The organism is Streptomyces liliiviolaceus (genome assembly GCF_018070025.1).
Lineage (GTDB): Bacteria > Actinomycetota > Actinomycetes > Streptomycetales > Streptomycetaceae > Streptomyces > Streptomyces liliiviolaceus.
Window position 1 is genome coordinate 5,670,107 of record NZ_JAGPYQ010000001.1, and the last position, 22,933, is coordinate 5,693,039.

Here is a 22,933-nt window from a genome sequence, read left to right on the forward strand (position 1 = left end):
CCACCGTTCCACCGTTCTTCCTTCCTGAGAAAGGCTCCAGCATGCCGCACACCGCACGGTTCACCGTCGACCCCGAGTTCTCCGTCGGGGAGGTGGACCCGCGCCTGTACGGAACGTTCGTCGAGCACATGGGACGCTGCGTCTACACCGGCATCTACGAGCCCGAGCACCCCTCGGCGGACGCCGCCGGTTTCCGCACGGACGTCGCCGACCTCGTACGGGAGCTGGGTACGGGCCTGGTCCGCTACCCCGGAGGCAACTTCGTCTCCGGCTACCACTGGGAGGACGGCGTCGGCCCGGCCGCCGAGCGGCCCCGCCGGCTCGACCTGGCCTGGCGCTCCATCGAGACCAACCAGGTGGGCACCAACGAGTTCCTCACCTGGGCCAAGGAGCAGGGCCTCGACCCGATGATGGCCGTCAACCTCGGCACCCGCGGCATCGACGCCGCCCGCGCCCTGGTGGAGTACTGCAACCAGCCCGGTGGCACCGCCTGGTCCGATCTGCGGATCAAGCACGGCTACTCGGCGCCGCACGACGTCAAGCTGTGGTGCCTGGGCAACGAGATGGACGGCCCCTGGCAGACCGGCCACAAGTCGGCCACCGAGTACGGACGGCTCGCGGCCGAGACCGGCAAGGCGATGCGCCAGGTCGACCCCTCCATCGAGCTGGTCGCCTGCGGCAGCTCCAACGCGGCCATGCCGACCTTCGGCACCTGGGAGCGCGAGGTCCTGGAGCAGACGTACGACGAGGTGGACTACCTCTCCCTGCACGCCTACTACGAGGAGTTCGACGGCGACCGCGCCAGCTTCCTGGCCTCCGGCGCGCACATGGACCAGTACATCCGTGACGTGGTCGCCACCGCGGACCACGTCCGGGCCGCGCGCGGGGCCAAGAAGCACATCAGGCTCTCGTTCGACGAGTGGAACGTCTGGTACGCCGCCCGGTTCGTCGGTGAGCGCAACCTGGAGACCGCCGAGACACCCCGGCTGATCGAGGACACCTACAGCGTGACCGACGCCGTGGTCGTCGGCTCGCTCCTCATCACGCTCCTGCGCAACGCCGACCGGGTGGCCATCGCGTGCCTCGCCCAGCTGGTCAACGTCATCGCCCCGATCCGCAGCGAACCGGGCGGCCCCAGCTGGCGGCAGACCATCTTCCACCCGTTCGCCCAGGCGGCCCGGTTCGCCACCGGCAAGGTGCTGCGCACCGAGGTCACCGGGTCCCGTATCGACACCGAGCGGCACGGCGACGTGCCGGCGCTCGACTCGGTGGTGACGTACGACGAGGAGAGCGGCGCGGTGACCGTCCTCGCCGTCAACCGCGGCCAGGAGGAGTCGCTGAACCTGCGGGCCGAGCTGCGTGGCGCGCTGTCCGGCTACCGGGTGCTTGAGCACCTCGTCCTGGCCGACCAGGACCCGGACGCCGTCAACACCCAGGCCGAGCCGGACCGGGTGACCCCGCGCGCCGACGGCGGAGCCAAGGTCTCGGCCGACGGCGCACTGGAGGCGGCACTGGCACCGGTGTCCTGGAACGTCATCCGCCTGGTCCCCGGCGCCTGACACCCGCCGGCCACCCCCTGCTGTGTGACGTCACCTTCGGCGTCACCGACCGAACAGATCCGACCCCCACCCCATTGGGAGCATCTGATGTCGGCAAGACCACGTACCCCCATACCCCCACTCCGCCTGGCCGCGCTCCTCTCCGCGCTGGTCGCGCTCCTGGCGACGCTGCTCACCGCGCAGACCGGCACGGCCGGCGCGGCGAGCGGCACCGTACTGCGCAACGACACCGGCCTGTACCCCCGGGCCATCCGCCTCGCGTACAACGGGAGCGCCAACGGCCGCGTCCTGTCGTCGGTGGTCACCTTCTCCGGGAACAACGGACTCGGGACCGTCTACGAGAGCACCGACGCGGGCGCGTCCTTCCGCCAGGTCGGCGCGGTGAGCGACCCGGAGGCGGCGGGCGGCCAGGGCCTGTGCTGCTCCACCCTCTTCGAACTCCCGCGGGCGATCGGGAGCCTGCCCGCCGGCACCCTGCTCTGGGCGGCCTCGGTCGGCCAGGACGAGACCAACCGGCGCATGGCCCTGCGCGTCTTCAAGAGCAACGACGTGGGACGCACCTGGAGTTACCTGTCCACCATCGCGACCGCGGGCAGCACCGGCGGCCTGTGGGAGCCCGAGTTCTCCGTCGACGCCTCCGGGCAACTGGTCGCGCACTACTCGGACGAGACCGACTCGGCCCACAGCCAGAAGCTGATGGCCGCGCGCACCTCGAACGGCACGACCTGGACGGGCCACCACGCCACCGTCGTCAGCTCCCTGGTCTCCGACCGGCCCGGCATGGCGGTCGTCCGCAAGCTCGGCAACGGCACCTACTTCATGTCGTACGAGATCTGCTCCGCCGGCGGCCAGTACCAGTGCGTCGTGCACTACCGGACCTCGCCCGACGGCTGGGACTGGTCGAGCGGGCCGTTCCTCGGCTACCGGCCCGAGACGGCCGACGGCAAGTACTTCAAGCACGCCCCGACCGTGGCCTGGTCCCCCGAGGCCGGCAATCCGCTGGGCCGGCTCTTCCTGATCGGCCAGGTCCTGTACAACAAGGACGGCAGCGTGGCCGCCGGGAACAACAAGACGGTCTGGGTCAACAGCGCGGGCGGCAGCGGCACCTGGCGGGAGATCCCCGCGCCCGTCACCGTCTCGTCGACGGTCGTCGACTACTGCCCCAACTACAGCTCGGCCCTGCTGCCGTCGGCGGACGGCAACAGCCTGCTGGAGATCGCCACGGACTGGGACGGTGGCGTATGCAAGCCGTACTTCGCCACCAAGTCCGTACCGTCCTCCTGAGTCCCCTCGCGGCATGACCCGTGGGCCGATCACGACGATTCGTCGCGGTCGGCCCACTGCTGTGCCGGGACCGCCGGGGCCGGTTGCGCCGCCTGCCCGCTCAGCGGGCCGTCACACGTGGTGAAGAGCACTTGACGTTCCGGTATGCAATCGAGCCCGGGGTGGGCATGGATGAATGCGCCCGAGCACGCTGCGAAGGAGCACTGATCCAAGTGACGGTCGCTACTCCTCCCCCCATTCCCAGAGCGGCGGGCTCCCTCCCGCTGCTGGGCCACGCGATACAGCTCATGCGCGACAACCTCGGCTTCATCGCCTCACTCCGCGAGACCTACGGTCCCGTGGTCGAGATAACCCTCCAGCCCGGCACCCGGACCCTCATCGTCCAGGACCCCGCACTGATCCGCACGATGCTCGTGGACCTCGGCCCCAGCCTCGACAAGGGCCGGTTCTTCGAGAAGATGGGTCAGCTCCTGGGTGACAGCGTGGTCACCGCGGCCGGTCAGGAACACGTCCGCAAGAGACGCCAGTTGCAGCCGGCGTTCACCCACACCGAGATCGCCCGGTACGTCGACATCATGCGCGACGAGGCCGGGGCGGTCGTCTCCCGCTGGCGGCCCGGCGAGGTCGTCGACGTCCGCGAGGCGATGGTCAAGCTCTCCCTCGACATGCTCGCCAAGACCGTCTTCTCCGGCAGCCTCGACGAGATAACTTTTTTGCGGCTGCGCAACGACCTGTCCGTGGTCATGAACGGCGTCGGGGCGCGCGTCATGCTCCCCGACTGGGCCGAGCGACTGCCCCTGCCGTTCAACCGCCGCTTCGACGAGGCCCGTGCCGCCGTACGCGCCACCATCGACGCAGCGCTCGACGGACTGCGGACCTCCGGCCACGACACCGGCGACATGCTGTCGATGCTGCTGCGCGCCCGGGACGAGGAGAGCGGCGAACCCCTCACCGACGATCAGATCTGCTCCGAGATCCTCACCCTCGCCGTGGCCGGCACCGAGACCACGGCGTCCGTACTGTCCTGGGTCCTGTACGAACTGGCCCGCGACCCCGCCGTCGAGGCCCGTGTCCAGGCCGAACTGGCGGACGTGCTGGGAGAGCGGCCGGTCACCTTCGACGACGTCATGCGGCTCCCGTATCTCAACCGCGTCATCACCGAGACCCTGCGGCTGCACCACACCGGATGGCTCGTCACCCGGCGCACGGTCACGGAGACCCGCCTCGGGGAGTGGACCGTGCCGGCCGGTACGGAGCTGGCCTACTGCCAGCACGCCCTGCACCGCGATCCCGAACTCTTCGCCGACCCGCTCGACTTCGACCCCGACCGCTGGCTGGACGACGCGCAGACCCGGCTGCCCGCCGGGGCGTTCCTGCCCTTCGGGGCCGGTAGACACAAGTGCATCGGCGACCGGTTCGCGCTCACCGAGCTGGTCACCGTGATCGCGACGATCACGCGCGAGGTGCGGTTCACCCTGGCGCCGGGCCGGACCGTCCGGCCGGTGGCCCGGGCCACCGTACGTCCCAGGACCCTGCTGATGACCGTCGGTCCCCGGGAGACCTCACCCCGGATTGCAGGGTGAACGTCCGGTTCTCACAACGGCGTTGACCAGGGGCTCGTCATATGACGGAACGAGTGGTTTGAGCTCCCCGTCCGTGTGAATGCCCTGGTTCCGCCCCGGTTGTGCGCCAAGCATGATCTTGATGAGTACACACGACATGAACACTCCGGACCTGACCACCGCGGACCCGGCCACCACTGACCTGATCACCGCAGATCTGGCCACCTCGGACGTGACGACCGCGCACGTGACCGCTGCGCACGTGACCGCTTCGGGCCCACCCGACGCGAACAGCGCGCCACCGACACGGCGTTCGGTGGTCGCGGTGGCCGGTGCCACGGTCCTCGGCGCCGGGCTCACCGCGGCCACGGCCGCTCCCGCCACCGCGCTGAGCCCCGCCGTCGCACCCTCGAAGGCACCGGCCGAGGGGCCGCCCGGCACCGATCCGGCGGCCTACACCACGGTCGCCCGCGCCATCGTGGTCTTCGACAAGGACGACAAGTCCCTCGTTCCCTCCTATCTGAAGGCCATCGAGAGCGGGCTCCCGTCGAGCGGGGCCAAGGCCTCGAAGCGGGTCCTGATCGTGGGGGCCGGTCCCGCCGGGCTTCTCGCCGCCGACCTGCTCAACCGGGTGGGCCACGACGTGGTCGTCATCGAGGCCAACGACAACCGCGTGGGCGGCCGGATCAAGACCTTCCGCAAGGGGGGCCACGAGAACGGGGAACAGCCCTTCGCCGACCCCGCCCAGTACGCGGAGGCGGGGGCGATGCGGCTGCCCGAGAGCCATCCGCTCCTCATGGCCCTGATCAAGAAGTTCGACCTTCCGCGCCAGGAGTTCCTGCTGGTCGACGTGGAGGTCGACAACCCGGCCAAGCGGGCCAACCGCAGCTGGATGCACATCAACGGAGTCCATCTGCGCAAGGCCGAGTACGAGGAGGACCCGGCGAAGATCAACGACACCTTCGGCGTCACGGGCCCCAACCGTACGAGGACCGCCGCCGCCATCCTCGCGGACGCCCTCGAACCGGCGCACCTGCTCATCCGCGGCAAGGAGGGACCGGCCCTCGTGGAGGGCTGGGTCAAGGTCCTCAAGCGGTACGGCCACTGGTCCATGTACCGCTACCTCACCGAGGTAGCCGGGCTCGACACGAGGACCATCGACCTCGTCGGCACCGTCCAGAACCTGACCTCACGCCTCCATCTCTCCTTCCTGCACAGCTTCCTGGGCAGCGCGCTCATCGACCCCAAGACCAAGTTCTGGGAGCTGAAGGGCGGCACCGCGAAGCTCGTCGACGCGCTGTACGCGCCGGTGAAGGGCAAGGTGCGGCTCGACAGGCGTGCCGTACGCATCGAGCGCGACGGCGGCAAGGTGCGGGTGCACACCGTGTCCGAGGACTGCCAGACCGGCAAGGGCGGCACCACGGAGGTGTTCGAGGGCGACGAGGTGATCGTCACGGTGCCGTTCTCCGGGCTGCGCCACGTGGCCTTCGACCCGCCGCTGACGTACGGCAAGCGCCGGGCCATCACCGAGCTGCACTACGACGCGGCGACCAAGGTGCTGCTGGAGTTCTCCCAGCGCTGGTGGGAGTTCACCGAGCGGCAGTGGGAGGAGGCGCTGGACTCCATCGAGGACGGCCTGTACACCAGGTACAAGAAGGGTCAGGTCAGGGACGGCAGACACCTCGGTGCGCACCGGACCGTACGGGACCTGGGGGTGACGGTCCCCGGCGAGCTCAAGGAGTGTTTCGGCGCCTTCCGGCCCGCCGTGCTCGACGACCCCGAGGCCGCCCATGTCCGGGGCGGCGGCTCGGTGAGCGACAACGCCAACCGGTTCATGTTCTTCGAGCACGCCCATCCGATGGAGGGCAGCGACGGAGGGATCGTCCTCGCCTCCTACAGCTGGTCCGACGACGCCCTGAAGTGGGACGCGTACGCCGACGAGGAGCGGTATCTGCGGGCGCTCGCCGGGGTGCAGGCCGTCTTCGGGCGGCGCTGCGAGGTGTTCTTCACGACCAAGTGCAAGACCCAGTCGTGGATGCGCGACCACTACGCCTACGGTGAGGCCTCGGTGCTCTTTCCGGGCCAGCACACGGAACTGTTCCCGGACATCCCCACCTCGGAGGGGCCCATTCATTTCGCGGGGTGCCACACGTCGATCAAGCCCGCCTGGATCGAGGGCGCCCTGGAGTCCGCCGTCAGGACGGCGTTGAAGGTGCACACGGGCTGACGGTGTCCGTGCGGCCGGCAGGGCCGACGGGTCGGGGTGGCTCCACGACCGGTCGGCCCTGTCGCCGGCTCACGGTGTCAGGTGCGCCTGGACGGCGGGCGCGTACCGCCGGACGACATCGTCGATCGGTGCCGTGCGCAGCTCGCCGCCCCGCGCGATGCCGTACATCACGCCGAGGCCGAGCAGCATGCCGACGGCGAGTTCGGCACGCAGTCCGGCGTCGGGGCCGTCGAGGCGCAGGGCGAGCCGGTCGCTCACCTGCGTGCGGAAGTTGGCGCGGAGCGTGTCTCCCTGGGTGCCCTGGAGCGGGGCGAAGACGATCCTCAGCAGGGGGTCGGCGCCTCGTTCGCTCTGGCTGACGAGGACGTGGCGGACCATGTGACGCCCGAGGTCGGCCAGCGGCGCGTCCAGCAGGACGGCGGCGTCCTCCTCGAACGACATCACCCGCGCGAAGAGCGTCTCCTTGTTGCCGAAGTACTTCATGATCAGGGGAGGGCTGACACCGGCCCGTTCGGCCACGGCCTTGAGCGTGATGTCCGCGTGCGCGTGGCGCGCGAGGAGGTGGCGGGCCGCGCGCAGGATCGCCGCCTTGGTGGCCTCGGCGTCCCGGCGGCTCGGACCGCCGCTGTCCGTCACCACCGCGGCCCCGGTCGCCCCAGCTGTGCCCTCCGAATCCCCGACGGACAGCGCGGTGGACGCCTCGACGGACTCGCCGGTGGACCTCTCGAAGGATGTCGAGGACTTCGCGGACCTCATGATTCCCCTGCTCCCTCCAACTGCTTTCCCGCGGCCTGTCCGCCGCGACGCCGACGCGACGACCGGCCAGGCTTCTCCCGCTCGGCGCTCCCCGGTATCGCCAGGGCCATCGCGCATCCTGCCAGCGCGACCGCCCCGGCCATCGCGAAGGCCAGCAGATAGCCCCGCAGGCTGGGCAGCGGCAGGCCGCCGACCGGGCTGATGTGGTGCACCAGTATGGCGGCCACGGCGGCACTGCACACGGCCTGGCCGATGGTCCGCATCAGCACGTTGACGCCGCTCGCCGAGCCGGTCTGGGCGGCGGGCACCGCGCCCAGGATCAGTGTGGGCAGGGCCGAGTAGGCGAGCGCCGTGCCCGCCGACACGATGGCGCCGCCCAGGACGATCACCCACAGGTCGCGGCTGTCCAGGATGCGTATGGCGTACCCGCACGCGATGACGACGGCCCCCAGGGCGAGCGTCACGCGGGGGCCGCGCGACAACGAGATCCGGGCCGAGACCGGGGACAGGAAGAGCATGATCACGCCGCTGGGCAGCAGGCACAGTCCGGCGCCGACGATCGACAGGCCGAGCCCGTACCCGGTCTCCGTGGGCGCCTGGACGAGCTGGGCCGTGACCAGGGAGTTGGCGTAGAACGAGAATCCGACGAGCAGGGCGGTCAGATGCGGCATCGCCACCCGTGGCCGGGCGGCCAGCCTGAGGTCGACCAACGGCCGCTCGGCGCGCAGTTGCTGCCACCACCACAGGGCCAGGGTGACCACGAAGCCCGCGAACAGCGTGATCACCGGCACGCTGCCCCATCCCCATTCACCGCCCTGCGACACCGCGAGCAGCAGACAGACGAGAACCGTGGCCAGGCCGAGCGCCCCGAGGGTGTCGAACCGGCCCGGGTGCCGTACGGCCGACTCGTTCACCGCCCACCAGGCGAGTGCCACGCCCGCCGCGCCCAGCGCGGCCGACACCCAGAACATGGTGTGCCAGTCCGCGTACTGCACGATGAGTGCCGCGAGCGGCAGGCCGAGCGCCGCGCCGATGCCGACCGTGGAACTCATCAGGGCGACGGCGGAGACGGTCCGCTCGGGCGGCAGCACGTCACGCAGGATGCTGATCGACAGGGGCACGACGGCCGCGGCGGCCCCCTGGAGGGCCCGCGCCGCGATGAGCACCCGGATGTCCGAGGTCAGCGCGCACAGCACCGACCCGGCCGTCATCAGCGAGAGGGCGAGGAGCAGGACGCGCTTCTTGCCGTACATGTCTCCGGCGCGGCCGAGTACCGGGGTCAGCACCGCGCCCGCGAGGAGCGTGGCCGTGACGGTCCACGACACGGCGGCGGCGGACGATCCGGTCAGCTTCGGGAGGTCGGGGAGCAGCGGTACGACGGCGGTCTGCATGACCGCCATCAGGATGCCGCCGTACGCGAGGACCGGGACCGTCAGCCGGGCGCGCAGCCCCGCCGGGGACGGGGGCCTCCCGGTGCGGGCCGGCTCCGTGGGTATCGGCTCCTGCATGGCACTTCCCTGAGCGCGAGACATGGCAAGGTGAACAGCCATTCAACTTAGCGGATGAATGGCTGTTCACCAACCCATGGGGATCGGGCTCGGATGCCCGGTGAATTCCCATTCACCAGCTGCTCGTGTTGCCGGATCCGGAGAAATGCGTCTCGCTACGAGGCTTTCGGGCCGGGGGCCGCCGTGCGTGCGGCGTCCAGGTCCTCGATGGTCCCGCCGACCTTCGTACGCAGCGTTTCCAGCATGTTCGGCTTCGCGCTGATGGCCCACTGCGGACCGACGAGGTACTTGCCTCCGTACATGGAGGCGCTGTCGAGCCAGGTCAGCTTGTACTTCTCGGCGGGGAAGGTGGTGATGAGGTAATCGCCGTCGGCGGTGTCGCAGACGCCCTCGCGCAGTTCGTCCGCGTCGGTCCTGATCTTGACCTTGCAGCCGGTCAGGTCCGCGATCACCTCGACCTTGGCCGGTGCCACCACGCCGGCGGAGGGGGCGGACATCGCGGAGGTCTCGGCCGCTTTGTCCTCCGCGCTCTTGTCCGTGTCCCCGCCGCAGGCCGTGGCCAGCGGCAACAGGGCCAGGCCGCCGGCCAGGGCGACGCCGCGCACCGCGCGGGCGACGAGGGTGCGGCCGGTACGTCCTCGCTGTGGCTGCTGTCGCTGCTGTGACACGTGCCTCTCCGTATCCGTGCTGGTCCCGCGTGAGCGGGCAGGTGTTCCAGAGGGATACGGAGGAGCAGTGCCGGCCGTTCACCCGCCTCGCTCACCTCGCTCGACTGTCAGCTCCGCTCTCTCAGCTGAACGGGTCGAGCGTGATGTACGCCGTCTGCGGATTGCCGTCGTTGACCAGCGACTCGTGGGCGCCGACGTCGTCGAACGCGAAGCCGTAGGCCTTGCCGTCGGCCATCTGCTCGTGGATCTTCTTGGCGTAGTGGTTGGTCACCGCGTCCTGGTAGAAGCCGGCGGAACCGCTGTCGGGCTGGTTGGAGTTGGTGAGGAGCGTGGAGCGGTTGTAGCCCGCGCACAGGGTGCGGGAGATCGGACCGCGGACCAGGTCGTTGGGCGCGTCCAGCAGCTTGTAGCAGCCGAAGACGCTGTCCGAGTCGGGCTTCTGGAACGAGGTGACGACCGCGCCGGCGCTGTTGGTGAAGTTCATGACGTTGCCGGAGACCCTGCCGAAGTACTTGGTGCCGGGCTGGTCGGCGAACGGGGTGACCGTCAGCGTGGAGCTGGCGTACTTGGTCCACACCCGGTTGATGTAGTCGTTCATGACGGTGCCCGGCAGGGCGCCGGCCTCGATGCCGTGCCCGGGTGCGAGCGCGCGCAGAATGGTGCCGTCCGAGCGGGTCTTGATGAGGTTGGCCCAGCCGCCGGACTGGCTGCGCAGGGAGTTGAAGAAGGCGTTGTAGCCGCCGGCCTTCAGGTGTCCGGTGGTCTTGACGGTGCCGGCGGCGGTCTTGACGCCGACCGCGTACGGGGCCGAGAACATGTCGACCTGCGTGCTGTTGATCCACAGCCCGCCGTCGTTCAGGGTGTACTCGGTCCAGTTGAAGAGGATGTTCGCGTTCGGGTCGGACGGGTTCTGCACCGCGGGCTGCACGAGCCCGCCGGTGGTCAGCTTGAAGACCAGCTTCTGGCCGTACGAGAAGTAGACCCGGCCGGAGAACTTCGGCATGCGGATCGTCTTGGTCTGGCCGTTGGCCGGTCCGGCGATCGAGGCGTCGGGCGCGGGGGTCGGCGGGTTGCCGCCCGCGGGCCAGGCGTGGAAGGTGCCGTTCGCGTCGGCCCAGCCCTGCTGGCCGGTCGAGAGCAGGGTCCCGATGACGTAGACGTAGACCTGGTCGCCGCGCCCGGAGCTGTTCTTGAGTTCGAGCGGGATGGTCGTGGGTACCGCGGCCTCGGCGTGGGAAACGGGTCCCACCGCCGTGAGCGCCGTGGCGACGGCCGCCGCGGCGACCAGGGGCACCAGCATTCTTCGCATGGCTAGCACGCTCGTCCTCCTACCAGGTGGAAGCGGACCGTTCGACTCCTCATGAGAGCGCTCTCAGAGTGCTCCCATGAGGCGAACACGTCAAGGTCTAGACCAACATTCGTTGACACTGGTAGGTCGACCTGAGCGGTACGGGTCCGGTGCGCGTAGCGATGCGCGCGGTATGGGTGCGGACGCGTGCGGCACGCGTACGGATGCGGCACGCGTACGGATGCGGTACGCGTACGGATGCGGTACGCGTACCGATACGTCAGCCGCGGGCCATCGCGATCGACCCCGCGAGCCGCTCCCCCGCCTCGTAGATCATGTACGGGACTCCGCCGTCCGTGCCGAAGGACGGGGCGGCGGCGCGGCCGTTCTCCGGCGCGGCACTGCGGGAGTTGTAGAAGATCCCGAGGTGCGTGCGCTTGCTGAAGTCGTTGCCGACCTCGGTGATCATGATGTCGCCGCCGCTCGACTTGTCCTTGTTGTAGACGACGTACGTGCTGTTGTTGCGGTGCAGCAGGTGGGGACCGCCGACGTTGACGGCTCCGACGTCCGTGTGCCGGACGAGCGGCTGCTGGTCGAAGGTCCAGTTGCGTCCGTCGGCCGACCAGCCCCAGTGGATGTCACGGTGGTTGCTGGTGTTGTTCAGCATGAAGAGCATCACGAAGTGGGCTCCCCTGGACGGCAGTTCGTGCGGGAAGACCCGGGCGTACGACGTCTCGGTCGTGCCGCTGGGCAGCATGGACGTGGACAGGACGACCTTGTCGTAGGTGAAGTTGATGCCGTCCTTGGAGCGGGCCAGGCGGGTCGTCGTGTTCTCCCCGTGGAAGTACATCCACATTTCCTTGGAGGCCTCGATCCACATCACATGTGCGGACGCGACATGACTGACCTTGTAGTGCGGCTGCCAGTTGTTGGAGACGATCGGGTTGTTCGGGTACTCCGTGAACGGGCCTTCGAGGGAGTCGCCGTACGCCAGGCAGATGCCGCCGGGCGCGTCGTGCGGCCCGTAGTACAGGTAGTACCTGCCCAGCGGGTTGGCGAGACGGCCGGCCGTGCCCCGGATGCACGGGAAGATGATCTCGCCCGTCGGGTTGTACTTCAGCTGGGACGGGGTGAGCAGGGTGCGGACGTACTTGTAGTCGGGGAATCCGCCGGGTGCGGCGGCCACGGCCGGGGCGGCGGCCCCGTCCGCGATGAGGGCCTGCGCGGCCGGGGCAGCGGCTCCTTCGGCGCTGAGGGCCGGCGCGGTCGGGGCGCTCAGCCCGCCCACGGTCAGCGCGGCACCGGTGGCGGCACCGGCACGCAGGAACAGACGACGGGCGGGACGCGGCTCATTCATGGTCGACTCCAGGAAGAGAAGCGGGGGTGGGTCAGGGGTCGGTCGGAGGTCGGTCAGAGGTAGGTGGCGGCGGTGACGCACAGCCCGCCGAGCGCGACGGCCCACACGTACGGCAGGGTGCGGACCATGACCTGCTGCGGGGAGACACCCGCGTACTGGGCGGCCCACACGGTCTGGGTGCTGGTGGGGTCGGCGACGCCGAAGACCTGGTTGTACGAGGTGGCCATGCCGAGGACGACCGCGGCCGGGTAGATCCCGGTGGAGATCAGGACACCGGCGATACCGGCGCCCAGTCCGAACACGTTCAGCGGCCCCCGGTACAGGCACAGCGGCACGAGCAGGGTGAAGACACCCACGAACAGCACGGCGTTCTGCGGGCTGACCGCCTTCACCAGCGGTTCGAGCGCTTCGACCGCGCCTGGCAGTTTCACCGCGGCCAGCAGGATGCCGATGGCGATGAACAGGGCGATCGGCGGGGCCGCCACCTCGAATCCGCCGTACAGGGTGCGCAGCAGGCGCTTGTTCATCTCGCGGGGGCGGGTGGTGGTGACCAGTGCGTACAGGACGCCGGCCAACAGGGAAGGGATGATGGCGAGTTCGAAGCCCAGGGCGAGGATCAGGGGCACGGCCGGGGTGAGCAGCGCGTACCAGGGTGCGTCGCCGAGCCGCTGCCGACGGCTCGGTGAACGGGGCTTGTCCTGCACGGACTTGAGGGACCAGGTGTGCTCGACGCCCCGTCGCCGCGACTCGACGAACACATACAGGACGGCGGCCACCAGGGCGAACGGGAACAGCTTCACCATGAAACCGCGGACGGTCGGGACAGGCAGTTCCAGGGCGGTGGAGAAGAACTGCCACAGCGGCAGTTCGAAGGGGATGCCGACGGCGATGCCCATGAGGATGGTCCCGGCGGCGGTCACCTTCGGGATTCCGACCGCGATCATGGCGGGGATGCCGATGAGGCCCGCGAGCATCGCGGCGGGCGCGGAGCCGGTGACGGTGCCGACGAGCGCGGAGACCGCCAGGACCCCGAGCGCCACGACGACCGGGCGGTCCCCGCCGAACTCGACGATCTTGCGTACGAGGGTGGCGGCGACCCCGGTCTCCTCCAGGAGCTTGCCGAGCCACGAGCCCAGCACGATGGCGATCATGGTGGCGGCGAGCGCGGGCGCGCCCTCCTGGAGGACCGTGTCGATGACGCTGTTCTCGCCGGTCAGCGGTGCGCCGGCGACGAAGGCGATGACGACGGCGAGGAGTACGAGCGCGAACGCCGTGGGCAGTTTGCGGGTGAGCATGGCGGCGACACCCGCGGCCATGACGAGCAGGATGACGACACCCATGGCTCAGTTCTCTCTTCTTGGCGCGCCGACCGCGGCGGCCAGCGCGGCGGTCAGCAGGAGGGGGCTGCGGCCGAGTCCGCAGACGGTACGGGCGTAGGCGTGGGCGGCGATCTCCTCGGCCCCCGCGACATGGGCGAGGACCCGGAGGCGGCCGAGCCGCAGTGCGGTGTGCCCGATCGCCTCCTTGAGCGCGGTCCGCGTCTCCTTGTGGTGGAAGTGCTCGTGCGCACTCTCGTGGGCGAGGGCCGCGGCGCGCACGGATCCCACGGGGTACCAGGAGCGCCAGCCGAGTTCGTCGATCAGCCGCTCGGCCCGGTCGACGGTGTCGACGTAGATCTCGACGGTGGCGGGGCGCGAGGTGTAGCGGGCGAGGAGCAGTTCTTCGAGTCCGTCGTCGCGTTCCACGATCCGGGCGTGGCACGGCCCGGGTTCGAGGGCCGCGCCGAACGTGTCGGCGGCCTCGGCCCAGCGGCGCAGGAGGGCACGGTCGCGTCCCTCGTGGGTGGGGGTGCCGGCGAGCAGTCGTACCGCGAGATCGAGATCGTCGGTGGCCCCGTGGGTGGCCGGGTCCGTGGTGGCCGCGAGGGCGCGGTTCATGACCGCACCTCCACCACGGCCACCACGGGCTCGTCGGCGGCCCGGTCGCGCATCTCGCTGCGGGCCAGGGCGAGCAGCGGCTGCGGTTCGAGAACCCCGGAGAGGTCGGCGATCCGGGAGCCGAGAAGCAGCCGCAGTGCGGGCGCCCGTACCCCGCCGTCGCCGTACGAGGTGGCCTCGCGGACGAGGTTGCTGAGGAGTTCGGGGGCGGCCCCGACGGTGGTGGCGGCCACCTGCGCGTCGAAGGCGTGCAGCCGTACGACGCCGTCGGCGTCCACGACACGTACGGGATGCCGGGGAGCGCGGAGGCGGCGGCGCACCTCGGTGCCGTAGACCGTGTGGGCGGGTGTGCCGGCGAGGACGCTGACCCGGTCCGGGTCGGTCTTGAGGCTGGCGGCCGCCGCGGCGAGGCGTTCGGAGTCGTCGGCGCTGTGCGAGCGGTCCTGGGTACGCAGTTCGGTGGCGCCGGTGGCGATGGCGCGGACGGTGCTGGTCTGCGGGTCGACGGTCACCTCGACCTCGACCCCGTCGGCGGCGGCGCCCTGGGCTACGACGGCCTGCTCGGCCTCGGCGCGTACGGCGAGGATCTGCTCCTGGGTGGCGCCGGGGACGATCCGTTCGATCTGCTCGCGCACCAGGGCCAGGGCCACCCCGATCGGGCTGATGACCTCGTTGTGCCGGGCGATCCTGCCCTCCATGCCGGTGAGCGCCGCGAGATGCGGGGTGACCGTGGCCGCTCCTCCCCCGCCGCCGACGAGGACGGCGGTGTCGGCGTCCAGCCGGTAGTCGCGCACGATCCTGTCCACCACCGACTTCACCTGCTCGGCTCCCGCGTCGAGGATGCGGGCGGCGGCCGTCGGCACGTCCACGCCCAGGGCGGCGGCGAGCGGGGCGATCGCGGCCTTCGCCACCTCCTGGTCGCAGCGCGCGAAGTCCCCTTCCGGGACGCGGCCGAGCGCGTTGGCGGCGCAGGTCATGGTGAGGGCGTACCGGCCGCCCGCCGCGTCCAGGACGGCGTGGTCGGCCGGGTCGTCGGGCATCGGACGCACGGTGGACAGGGTGGCGTCGCGCAGTTCGTCCAGGTCCGCGAAGCAGGCGTAGGGCAGCCCCGCGATATGCGCGCTGCGCGGTCCGACGGCGGTGACACGCGCCCGGCCGCCGGGGTTCAGGTCGACGCGGACCATCGAGCCGCCGCCGACACCGACCGTGCGGACGTCGAGGGCGTTGAGGTATGAAGTCTTGCCGAGCATCGTGGCATGCCGGACGGCGACCTTGCCCCGGCGTACGACGCTGATGTCGGTGGAGGTGCCGCCCGTTTCGAGGAAGACGCCCTCGCTGATCCGCTCCTGCATCAGCGCTCCCGCGACTCCGGCCGCCGGTCCGGAGAGCACGGTCAGCAGCGGGCGTCGACGCATCTCGTCGAGCGCCATGACTCCGCCGTCGCAGCGCATGACCATGAGCGGCGCGGTGATGCCCGCCTTGGTGATGGACGCGTCGACGAGATCGGCGGTGGCCAGCATGCGCGGCAGGATGGCGGCGTTGACGACGGCGGTCCGGGTCCGCTTGTGCAGTCCGTACAACGAGGTGATCTCGTGCGCGGCCGTCATCGGGAGCCCGGCGGTGCGGGCGGCCTCCAGGACGGCCTGCTCGCCCTCGGGCCGGTCGACGGCGAACGGCTCGGTGGCGACGAGGACTTGGGCCCCCGCAGCGGTGACCTGCTCGACCGCGGCGCGTACGGCGCCGGTGTCGTCAGGGTCGGCCACGTGGGCGTAGGCGAGCGGAAGCCTTTTGCCGGGGGCGAGTTCGAGGCGGCCGAGGGCTGCGAGGCGGCGGGTGAGGACGGCGCCGGGTCCGGTGCCGATGCCGATCAGGCCGACGGTGGCGACGTCACCCTCCAGCAGGGCGTTGGTCGCCTGGGTGGTGCCGTGGGCCAGGAACGCGACGTCGGCGGGATCGCGGCCGACCTGCCGCAGCAGCCGGTCCAGCGCTTCGACGATGCCGTGGGCGACACCGTCCTCGTGATGGTGGCTGGTGGGGACCTTGACCTGGCCGAGCAGGCTCAGTGTCGTGGCGTCCACGGCCACGGCGTCGGTGAAGGTTCCGCCGACGTCGATGCCGACGCGGATTCTGTGAGTGGTCATGTCTGGGCACCTCCTTGTGCTCCGTCAGTCATGCGCAACACCGGGTGGGGCCGGACGCGGGCACCGAGCAGCCCGTCCGGCCCTCCCCTCGATCTCAGTAGCCCCGTACGTCGGGCCAGTGGCGCTGTACGCCGGCCCGGTCGAGGCCGCGCGCGAACTCCTCGAACCGCTTGTCCTCGGCCTGCACCTGGTGGGGTTCGACGTCCTCGGCCAGGCAGTGGGCGGCGAGCGCTCCGGCGACCTCGCCGATGTTCCACTCCACGGGGTGCAGCCGGTAACAGCCGTTGGTGATGTGGGTGGTGCCGATGTTCTTGCCGGCGGGCAGCAGATTGCGGACCCGCCTCGGCACGAGTGCGCCCAGCGGGATCTCGAAGGGCACCGAGCCGATGTCGATGTAGTTGTCGCCGCCGGTCGAGGGATGCAGGTCGATGCGGTAGTTGCCGACTCCGACGGAGTCCCGGTACTCGGTGCCGCCGTAGGGTCCGACCAGGTCGATCGCCACGTCGTGCTCGGTGACGGTGGTGACGGCCTCGATGCGGCGCGACTCACGGACGTAGGGCGCCTTGGCGAGACCGTCCGGGGTGCCGGTCACGTCCGGGCGCGGGCGCAGGCCCGGGAATCCGGTGCCGCCGTCCTGGCGGGGCGCCTCGGTCTGCAGCCAGTACAGGACCGACAGCGACAACTGCCGTGCCCCGGCGACCGCTTGGGCTCCGGTCTCCGCACCCGCTCCGACGAGCGGCTTCAACCAGTAGTCGTTGAGGGGCCAGTTGACGAGGGTGATGTCGGAGTCGAAGGCGCCGGGGCGGTGCAGCTTGCGCGCCAGGATGCGCCGGAAGCCCCACAGTTCCTTGTCCCCGGCGTCCGCGCTCTGGTCGGCGCTGACGGCGAGCGGGTCCAGCTCCGGATTGGGCTCGAACGTCCGCGGTACGGACTCCAGCGAGCGGGGGTCCGGCGCCTGGAAGCCCAGCAACGGTCCGGGCCAGAAGTCGGGCCGGTACGCCCGCCAGAAGTCGTAGTCGGCGGGCCGCTCGACCGTGTGGTCCTCGCCCTCGTGGTGGGAGAGCGCGAAGCACACGGTGATGCCCTGCTGGTTGAGCGGCTGGGCCTCGTCGGGGGCGTGCGGTTCGTCGTACGCGGACCGCGCCTCGGCTCCGACGACGTGCTCGACACCCGCGAGGTCGAGGAGTTCGCCGGTCTCGGTCGCGTCGATCACGTACCGGGCGGAGACGGTGATCTGCCGGCCGTTGTCCTGGCGGTGCTCCAGCGTCACGGACCGTACGACATCGTTGTCGGCCTCGGCCGCGACGGGCCGGTGGTCGGTGAGGACGGTCAGCCGGCCGGCGGCCCGGTGGGGCGCGAGCATCGCCTCGATGACGGCGAGCGCGACGCGCGGCTCGTGGCAGAGCTTGCTCACCCGGCCGGCGCCCGGATTGAGGTCCGTGAGGGCCAGCGCCTCGGCGCGCAGCGGGTACCACTGCCGGTAGAACTGCCTTATGCCTTCGCGCAGTTGACGGTACGAGGCGGTGGTGCCGAACTGTTCGACCCAGGGATGCTCGTCGGGCGGCACGGCCTGCGACGTGAGCTGTCCGCCGAGCCAGTCGGTCTCCTCGGTGAGCACGACGGCGCGTCCGGCCCGGCAGGCCGCCAGCGCGGCGGCCACGCCGCCGAGCCCGCCGCCCACGATGAGGATGTCGGCTTTCGGTATCACGCTTCTCCTTGCTGGTGGTTCAGCTGCTGATTCAGCCGTGGTTCGTCCGCAGGTGCGGCCGGTGGCTCGTCCGCAGGTGCGGCCGGCGGTTCGTCTGCTGATCTCGTCTACTGGATTCGTCCGCTGGTTGGTCTCGTGCGATGCGCGCCGGTGTCAGCGCCGCTCCGGTGGACTCCCGGTAGTGGCACCGGCCCGGAAGGCGCAGGCGACCAGGGGTTCCTCGGCCGCCTCCCCCGCCACGAGCGCGGAGAGCATGCGGACCGCGGCGGCGCCCAACTGGTGCCGGGGGACGTCGAATCCGGTGGGCTGCGGGTCCCCCGCGAGGTCGGGCGGAGGACTGCCGAGGAGCGCGAGGGACAGGTCACCCGGGCAGGTGAGACCGGCCTCGTCGACGGCGGTGCGCAAAGCCCGCCAGGCGCCTCCGGTGTCGGTCTCCTCCGCGACGAAGGCGGTGACACCGTCGGCGAGCCAGCTCCGCAGCCGTTCGGGGGTGACCTCGCGCCGGGGGTCGGCGCAGCGGAAGACGGCCTCGGACCCGCCGGGCAGTCCGGCCGCCTCCAGCCCTTCCAGGAAGCCCCGTTGACGGTCGGTGGAGGCGGGCGCGTCGTCGTCCTCACGGACCAGGACGATCCGGCGGTGACCCGACGACGCCAGATGCCGGACCACTTCGCCGCTTGCGCTCACATAGTCGGCGCCGACCCAGGACAGTCCCTCCAACTCCTCGCGGCGGCCGAGGTGCACCACCGGGAACCCGTCGGCGACCATCCTCTTCAGCTCGGCGATCGGTACATGCCGGCCGAGGAACAGACAGCCGTCGGCGAGCCGGACCCGGTTGAGCGCCTCGGGTCCGGCCGCCTTGGCACCGCCGGAACTCGACCCCGTGAACAGCACCAGGTCGTAACCGCGCGCGGCGGCCTCCCGCTCCACCCCGACGAGGAAGGGGTAGTACGAGTGCTCCACGTCCGTCGGGAAGGTGGCCGTGAAGCTGTAGACGCCGAGCAGGTTGTTGCGGGCCGCCGCGAGCCGCTGGGCCGCCGGATCCGGTACGTAGCCGAGGCTGCGGGCCGCGTCGAGCACCCGCTGCCGTGTCTCGTCCGAGATCGCCGAACCCTGCGCCTTCGCCGACAGCACGAGCGACACCGTGGCCTGGGACACTCCGGCCAGCCGGGCGACCTCCGCCTGCCGCGGCCGGGACGTACGTCCGGTCGCCGCGGGGGTCCGCCCACGCCTGGGTCCCTTCCTGGGCTGCTCCACCATGCTCCTCACCCGGCCGCCGAGGGCCGACACCAGCTTGCTAATGCGTATAAGTAATGCGCATTAGCAAGCACTGTGGAGTGCCCTCACGGCAACGGTCAAGGGGTGTGACACGACTTCTTCGTCCGCCGGGCTCCGCTGCGGAGGGCGGTCGAGCATGAACATTCAACCGGACCATTGACCCGTCAACCGGTTCCGGTTAACGTCCACGCCGAGCCTTTCCCAGGACCAGCCCCTGTGCCCCCACCGCAGTGTTCGGCAAGCCTTCGGGAGTTCATCCATGCGCGCCAGACGATCGCCACTCGCAGCTCTCGCCCTTTCTCTGACAACGATGTCGGCCCTGTTGATCCAGGCCGCCCCGTCCTCCGCCGCGGCCTCCGGGACGGCGGCGGCGCCCGCGGCGACCGTGTGCAACAAGTACTGCGACGCACGGGATCCGGCCCTCAGCGGCCAGGACCGCAGGCCCGTCACCGCCACGCTCTTCTCGCGGACGTTCGAGCTGCACTTCGACGACGCCGACGCCATGGGCTGGGCCTCCGTCGGCAACGGCAGCCCCGGGGACGAGGTGTGGCTGGACCGCTCGTACGACGGCGGTCGCAGCTGGTCCGCGAACAGCCGTCTCGGCGCCACGAAGATCCCGGCGGGCCAGACCGGCTGGCGGACGCTGATGTACAACGTCGACGACTGGGCGGGCCACGGCGTCGGCGCGCTGCGCGCCTGCGGCAAAGCCGCCGACCGCACGGACATCGTCTGCACACCGTGGGCCCGCTCGACCTGGAACGCCGGCGAGCGGCGCACCGCGGCGGCCACCGCGCAGATGCAGTTCTACAACTACGGCACCGGTCTGTTCGACACCACCGGCTGGTGGAACTCCGCCAACGCGCTGCACGCGATCATCGACAACATCCGCGTCACCGGCATGCAGAGCTACGCGTACGCCGTCGGCCGCACCTACGACCTGCAACTGGGTGCGGCCGACGGGCAGTTCCGCAACGACTACATCGACGACACCGGCTGGTGGGGCCTGACCTGGATCGCGGCGTACGACCTCACCGGCGACCCGCGCTATCTGGCCACGGCACGGGCCGACGCGGACTACATGGCCTCCTACTGGGACAACACCTGCGGCGGCGGGGTGTGGTGGAGCACCGCGAAGACGGTGAAGAACGCCATCCCCAACTCCCTGTACATCGAGCTGAACGCGGCCCTGCACAACCGCATCCCGGGCGACACCACGTACCTTCAGCGTGCGAAGGCGGACTGGAGCTGGTTCCAGGGGACCGGCATGATCAACGCCGACCAGACGGTGAGCGACGGCCTCAGCATGAGTACCTGCAAGGTCGGCGACAGCACGGTCTGGTCGTACAACCAGGGTCAACTCGTCGGCGGTCTGGTGGAGTTGCACAAGGCCACGGGTGACTCCACGGTACTCGCCGCCGCGCGCCGGATCGCCGACGCCAACGTCGTCTCCGGCAAGCTCAACACCTCGGGCGGCATCCTCAGGGATCCCTGCGAGTCGGGTGACTGCGGCGCCGACGGGGCGTCCTTCAAGGGCGCCGACGTACGCGGGCTGGCGAAGCTGAACGCGGCCCTGTCCGACCGCCCCTACACCGCCTACCTCAAGAAGCAGGCCGCGCAGGCCTACGCCGCCGACCGCAATCCGCTCGACCAGTACGGGCTGCGCTGGTACGGGCCGCTGGACAAGACGGATGCCGCGCGGCAGCAGAGCGCTCTGGATCTGATGAACGCGGCGTCCTGAGGGTCGCCGGGCGGACCGGAAGCGCAGCCGGCCAGCGCCCGGCTACCGGCACCGGGCGGAGTCGCAGACGTGCGGGTCCGTTGTGGCTGGGCGCGCAGTTCCCCGCGCCCCTGAAAGGCCGCGCGCCTCGGCGGCATTCTCCGCAAGGCCGGCGCCCGCGGGCGTGACCGCCACCACCCGGCCACCGGCACTGCGCGTAGCCGCACACGTGCGGGTCCGTCGTGGCTGAGCGCGCAGTTCCCCGCGCCCCTGAAAAGCCACGCGTCCTGGCGTCATTCTCCGCAAGGGCGGTGATCGCGGAAGCGCTTCGACGTAGGCTCCCGGAGCCTCATCCAGGGGCGCCCGAGAGCACTCCCGCGGCCGCACTTCACAGGGACGGACATGACGTACTTCGACAATCCCGTCATACCCGGCTTCAGCCCCGACCCCAGCATCTGCCGGGTCGGGGACGACTACTACCTGGCGACGTCCAGTTTCGAGTACGTACCCGGCGTGCCCCTGTGGCACAGCCGTGATCTGGTGCACTGGCGGCTGATCGGGCACGCCCTGGACCGGCCCTCGCAGCTGGCGCTGCCCGACACCGCGCCCGCCTCCACGGGGGTGTACGCGCCCACGCTGCGCCATCACGACGGCCTGTTCTGGCTGATCACGACCGTGGTCACCGGTGCGGGCAACATCCTGGTGACCGCCGAGGACCCGGCGGGACCCTGGTCCGACCCGGTGCCGGTCGGCGTTCCGGGCATCGACCCGGATCTGGCCTGGGAGGAGGACGGGACCTGCTGGTGCGTGTTCTCTGACGGCGGGATCCACGGGGTCCGCATCGACCCGAAGTCCGGCGAGCTGCGCGGCGATCCGGTGCCGATGTGGTCGGGCAGCGGACTGCAGTATCCCGAGGGGCCGCACCTCTACCGGATCGACGACTGGTGGTACCTGCTGCTGTCGGAGGGCGGCACCGAACGCGGTCACGCCCTGTCGGTGGCCAGGTCCCGTACGCTTCCGGGCCCTTTCGAAGCGCATCCGGCCAACCCCGTCCTGTCCCACCGCAGTACGAACCATCCGGTGCAGAACACCGGCCACGGCGATCTCGTACAGGCGCAGGACGGCACCTGGTGGATGGTGCTGCTGGGCACCAGGCCCCGAGGTGACACGCCGATGTACCACGGCATGGGCCGGGAGACGTTCCTGGCGCCGGTGCGGTGGGAGGACGGATGGCCGCTGCCCGGACCGCTGGAACCACGTGCGCAGGCTCCGGCGCTCACACCTCACCCCTGGCCGCGGGAGCCGGACCGCGACGGCTTCGACTCCCCGGCTCTCGCGCCGTGTTGGGTGTCGCTTCGACGGAGCGAGCCGGAGGCCGTCCGGCTCGACGAGCGGCCAGGTCATCTGGTCCTGCACGCCCGCGCGGACAGTCTCGACACACCGGGCGCGCTCTTCGTGGGACGGCGACAGCGCGACCCCGACTGCACCGCGCGCACGCTGATCGAGGTCTCCGACGGCGGCCGGGGCGGGCTCGCGGTACGCCTGGACGAGGCACACCACTACGAGGTGGAGGTGTCCGACGGCACGGTCCGCGCGGTCGCCAGGATCGGTCCACTGAGCCGGTCGATCGCCGAACGAGCCGTACCGGCAGGTCCGTTGAGGTTGCGCATCGACATCACCACCTCCGACGTCCTGCCGCCCACGGTCACCTCCCGCGACCCGGCGACGGCTCCCCCGCCGGGCCTGCGCGCCGGCGGCCCCGACACACTCCGCCTGGGGTACGAGACGGAGGGCGGCGACTTCGAGATCCTCGCCGAACTCGACGGCCGCTACCTCACCACCGAGGTCGCCGGGGGCTTCACGGGCCGTGTCCTCGGCATGTACGCGACCCGGGGCAGCGCGGCCTTCGACTGGTTCGAGCTGCGGTCCGCCTGACCGGGGATCTC

The 22,933-nt window shown here is 70.7% G+C and carries 16 protein-coding genes; 6 read left to right on the plus strand and 10 right to left on the minus strand.

Going from position 1 to position 22,933, the window contains the following annotated elements; translation table 11 throughout:
• The first annotated feature begins 41 nt into the window (after positions 1–41).
• The 4 genes from arfA to J8N05_RS24715 all read left to right on the plus strand — a co-directional run bounded on the left by arfA (position 42) and on the right by J8N05_RS24715 (position 6,632).
• On the plus strand, positions 42–1,559 hold the full coding sequence (gene arfA, locus J8N05_RS24700; protein WP_210886086.1) for an arabinosylfuranosidase ArfA: 1,518 nt from the start codon (positions 42–44) through the stop codon (positions 1,557–1,559).
• 87 nt (positions 1,560–1,646) lie between these two features.
• Positions 1,647–2,843: an exo-alpha-sialidase gene (locus J8N05_RS24705; protein WP_210886087.1), complete on the plus strand. Its 1,197-nt coding sequence runs from the start codon at positions 1,647–1,649 to the stop codon at positions 2,841–2,843.
• Positions 2,844–3,010: 167 nt separating this feature from the next.
• Complete coding sequence (locus J8N05_RS24710; RefSeq protein WP_210886088.1) at positions 3,011–4,426, plus strand: cytochrome P450; 1,416 nt, start codon at positions 3,011–3,013, stop codon at positions 4,424–4,426.
• A gap of 121 nt (positions 4,427–4,547) precedes the next feature.
• Entirely contained in the window at positions 4,548–6,632 is a 2,085-nt protein-coding gene (locus tag J8N05_RS24715) for an FAD-dependent oxidoreductase (RefSeq protein WP_247706462.1), read from the plus strand.
• A gap of 69 nt (positions 6,633–6,701) precedes the next feature.
• Here J8N05_RS24715 and J8N05_RS24720 read toward each other — a convergent pair whose 3' ends face one another.
• The 10 genes from J8N05_RS24720 to J8N05_RS24765 form a co-directional block, all read right to left on the minus strand.
• Positions 6,702–7,388, minus strand: coding sequence for a TetR/AcrR family transcriptional regulator (locus tag J8N05_RS24720; protein ID WP_210886090.1), 687 nt, complete (start codon positions 7,386–7,388; stop codon positions 6,702–6,704).
• Positions 7,385–8,896 carry an MFS transporter gene (locus J8N05_RS24725; protein ID WP_210886092.1) on the minus strand — a complete coding sequence of 504 codons (1,512 nt, stop codon included), beginning with the start codon at positions 8,894–8,896 and terminating at the stop codon, positions 7,385–7,387. The genes J8N05_RS24720 and J8N05_RS24725 overlap by 4 nt, the downstream gene beginning before the upstream one ends.
• 155 nt (positions 8,897–9,051) lie before the next feature.
• The gene (locus tag J8N05_RS24730; RefSeq protein ID WP_210886095.1) at positions 9,052–9,564 is read right to left on the minus strand and encodes a hypothetical protein; all 513 of its coding nucleotides are present in this window, start codon (positions 9,562–9,564) and stop codon (positions 9,052–9,054) included.
• A gap of 121 nt (positions 9,565–9,685) precedes the next feature.
• On the minus strand, positions 9,686–10,873 hold the full coding sequence (locus J8N05_RS24735; protein WP_210886097.1) for a glycoside hydrolase family 64 protein: 1,188 nt from the start codon (positions 10,871–10,873) through the stop codon (positions 9,686–9,688).
• Positions 10,874–11,132: 259 nt separating this feature from the next.
• Positions 11,133–12,209, minus strand: a complete 1,077-nt coding sequence (locus tag J8N05_RS24740) for a glycoside hydrolase family protein (protein ID WP_210886101.1) — start codon at positions 12,207–12,209, stop codon at positions 11,133–11,135.
• 53 nt (positions 12,210–12,262) lie between these two features.
• On the minus strand, positions 12,263–13,549 hold the full coding sequence (locus J8N05_RS24745) for a TRAP transporter large permease subunit (protein ID WP_107014858.1): 1,287 nt from the start codon (positions 13,547–13,549) through the stop codon (positions 12,263–12,265).
• Between the two features lie 3 nt (positions 13,550–13,552).
• Positions 13,553–14,146 carry a hypothetical protein gene (locus J8N05_RS24750; protein ID WP_210886104.1) on the minus strand — a complete coding sequence of 198 codons (594 nt, stop codon included), beginning with the start codon at positions 14,144–14,146 and terminating at the stop codon, positions 13,553–13,555.
• Positions 14,143–16,287, minus strand: a complete 2,145-nt coding sequence (locus tag J8N05_RS24755; protein WP_210886107.1) for a hydantoinase/oxoprolinase family protein — start codon at positions 16,285–16,287, stop codon at positions 14,143–14,145. The genes J8N05_RS24750 and J8N05_RS24755 overlap by 4 nt, the downstream gene beginning before the upstream one ends.
• 94 nt (positions 16,288–16,381) lie before the next feature.
• Complete coding sequence (locus tag J8N05_RS24760) at positions 16,382–17,995, minus strand: FAD-dependent oxidoreductase (RefSeq protein WP_210886111.1); 1,614 nt, start codon at positions 17,993–17,995, stop codon at positions 16,382–16,384.
• A 153-nt stretch (positions 17,996–18,148) separates the two neighbouring features.
• On the minus strand, positions 18,149–19,252 hold the full coding sequence (locus tag J8N05_RS24765; protein ID WP_210886114.1) for a LacI family DNA-binding transcriptional regulator: 1,104 nt from the start codon (positions 19,250–19,252) through the stop codon (positions 18,149–18,151).
• 328 nt (positions 19,253–19,580) lie between these two features.
• Between J8N05_RS24765 and J8N05_RS24770 the strand changes: the two genes are divergently transcribed.
• Positions 19,581–21,008, plus strand: coding sequence for a glycoside hydrolase family 76 protein (locus J8N05_RS24770; RefSeq protein ID WP_247706463.1), 1,428 nt, complete (start codon positions 19,581–19,583; stop codon positions 21,006–21,008).
• A 381-nt stretch (positions 21,009–21,389) separates the two neighbouring features.
• Positions 21,390–22,922, plus strand: a complete 1,533-nt coding sequence (locus J8N05_RS24775) for a glycoside hydrolase family 43 protein (protein WP_210886118.1) — start codon at positions 21,390–21,392, stop codon at positions 22,920–22,922.
• The last annotated feature ends 11 nt before the right edge of the window (positions 22,923–22,933 follow it).

Coding starts and splice junctions, on each gene's coding strand:
- arfA (WP_210886086.1), top strand. CDS start 42: ATGCCGCACACCGCACGGTTCACCGTCGACCCCGAGTTCTCCGTCGGG.
- J8N05_RS24705 (WP_210886087.1), top strand. CDS start 1,647: ATGTCGGCAAGACCACGTACCCCCATACCCCCACTCCGCCTGGCCGCG.
- J8N05_RS24710 (WP_210886088.1), top strand. CDS start 3,011: ATGGATGAATGCGCCCGAGCACGCTGCGAAGGAGCACTGATCCAAGTG.
- J8N05_RS24715 (WP_247706462.1), top strand. CDS start 4,548: ATGAGTACACACGACATGAACACTCCGGACCTGACCACCGCGGACCCG.
- J8N05_RS24720 (WP_210886090.1), bottom strand. CDS start 7,388: ATGAGGTCCGCGAAGTCCTCGACATCCTTCGAGAGGTCCACCGGCGAG.
- J8N05_RS24725 (WP_210886092.1), bottom strand. CDS start 8,896: ATGCAGGAGCCGATACCCACGGAGCCGGCCCGCACCGGGAGGCCCCCG.
- J8N05_RS24735 (WP_210886097.1), bottom strand. CDS start 10,873: ATGCGAAGAATGCTGGTGCCCCTGGTCGCCGCGGCGGCCGTCGCCACG.
- J8N05_RS24740 (WP_210886101.1), bottom strand. CDS start 12,209: ATGAATGAGCCGCGTCCCGCCCGTCGTCTGTTCCTGCGTGCCGGTGCC.
- J8N05_RS24745 (WP_107014858.1), bottom strand. CDS start 13,549: ATGGGTGTCGTCATCCTGCTCGTCATGGCCGCGGGTGTCGCCGCCATG.
- J8N05_RS24750 (WP_210886104.1), bottom strand. CDS start 14,146: ATGAACCGCGCCCTCGCGGCCACCACGGACCCGGCCACCCACGGGGCC.
- J8N05_RS24755 (WP_210886107.1), bottom strand. CDS start 16,287: ATGACCACTCACAGAATCCGCGTCGGCATCGACGTCGGCGGAACCTTC.
- J8N05_RS24765 (WP_210886114.1), bottom strand. CDS start 19,252: ATGGTGGAGCAGCCCAGGAAGGGACCCAGGCGTGGGCGGACCCCCGCG.
- J8N05_RS24770 (WP_247706463.1), top strand. CDS start 19,581: ATGTCGGCCCTGTTGATCCAGGCCGCCCCGTCCTCCGCCGCGGCCTCC.
- J8N05_RS24775 (WP_210886118.1), top strand. CDS start 21,390: ATGACGTACTTCGACAATCCCGTCATACCCGGCTTCAGCCCCGACCCC.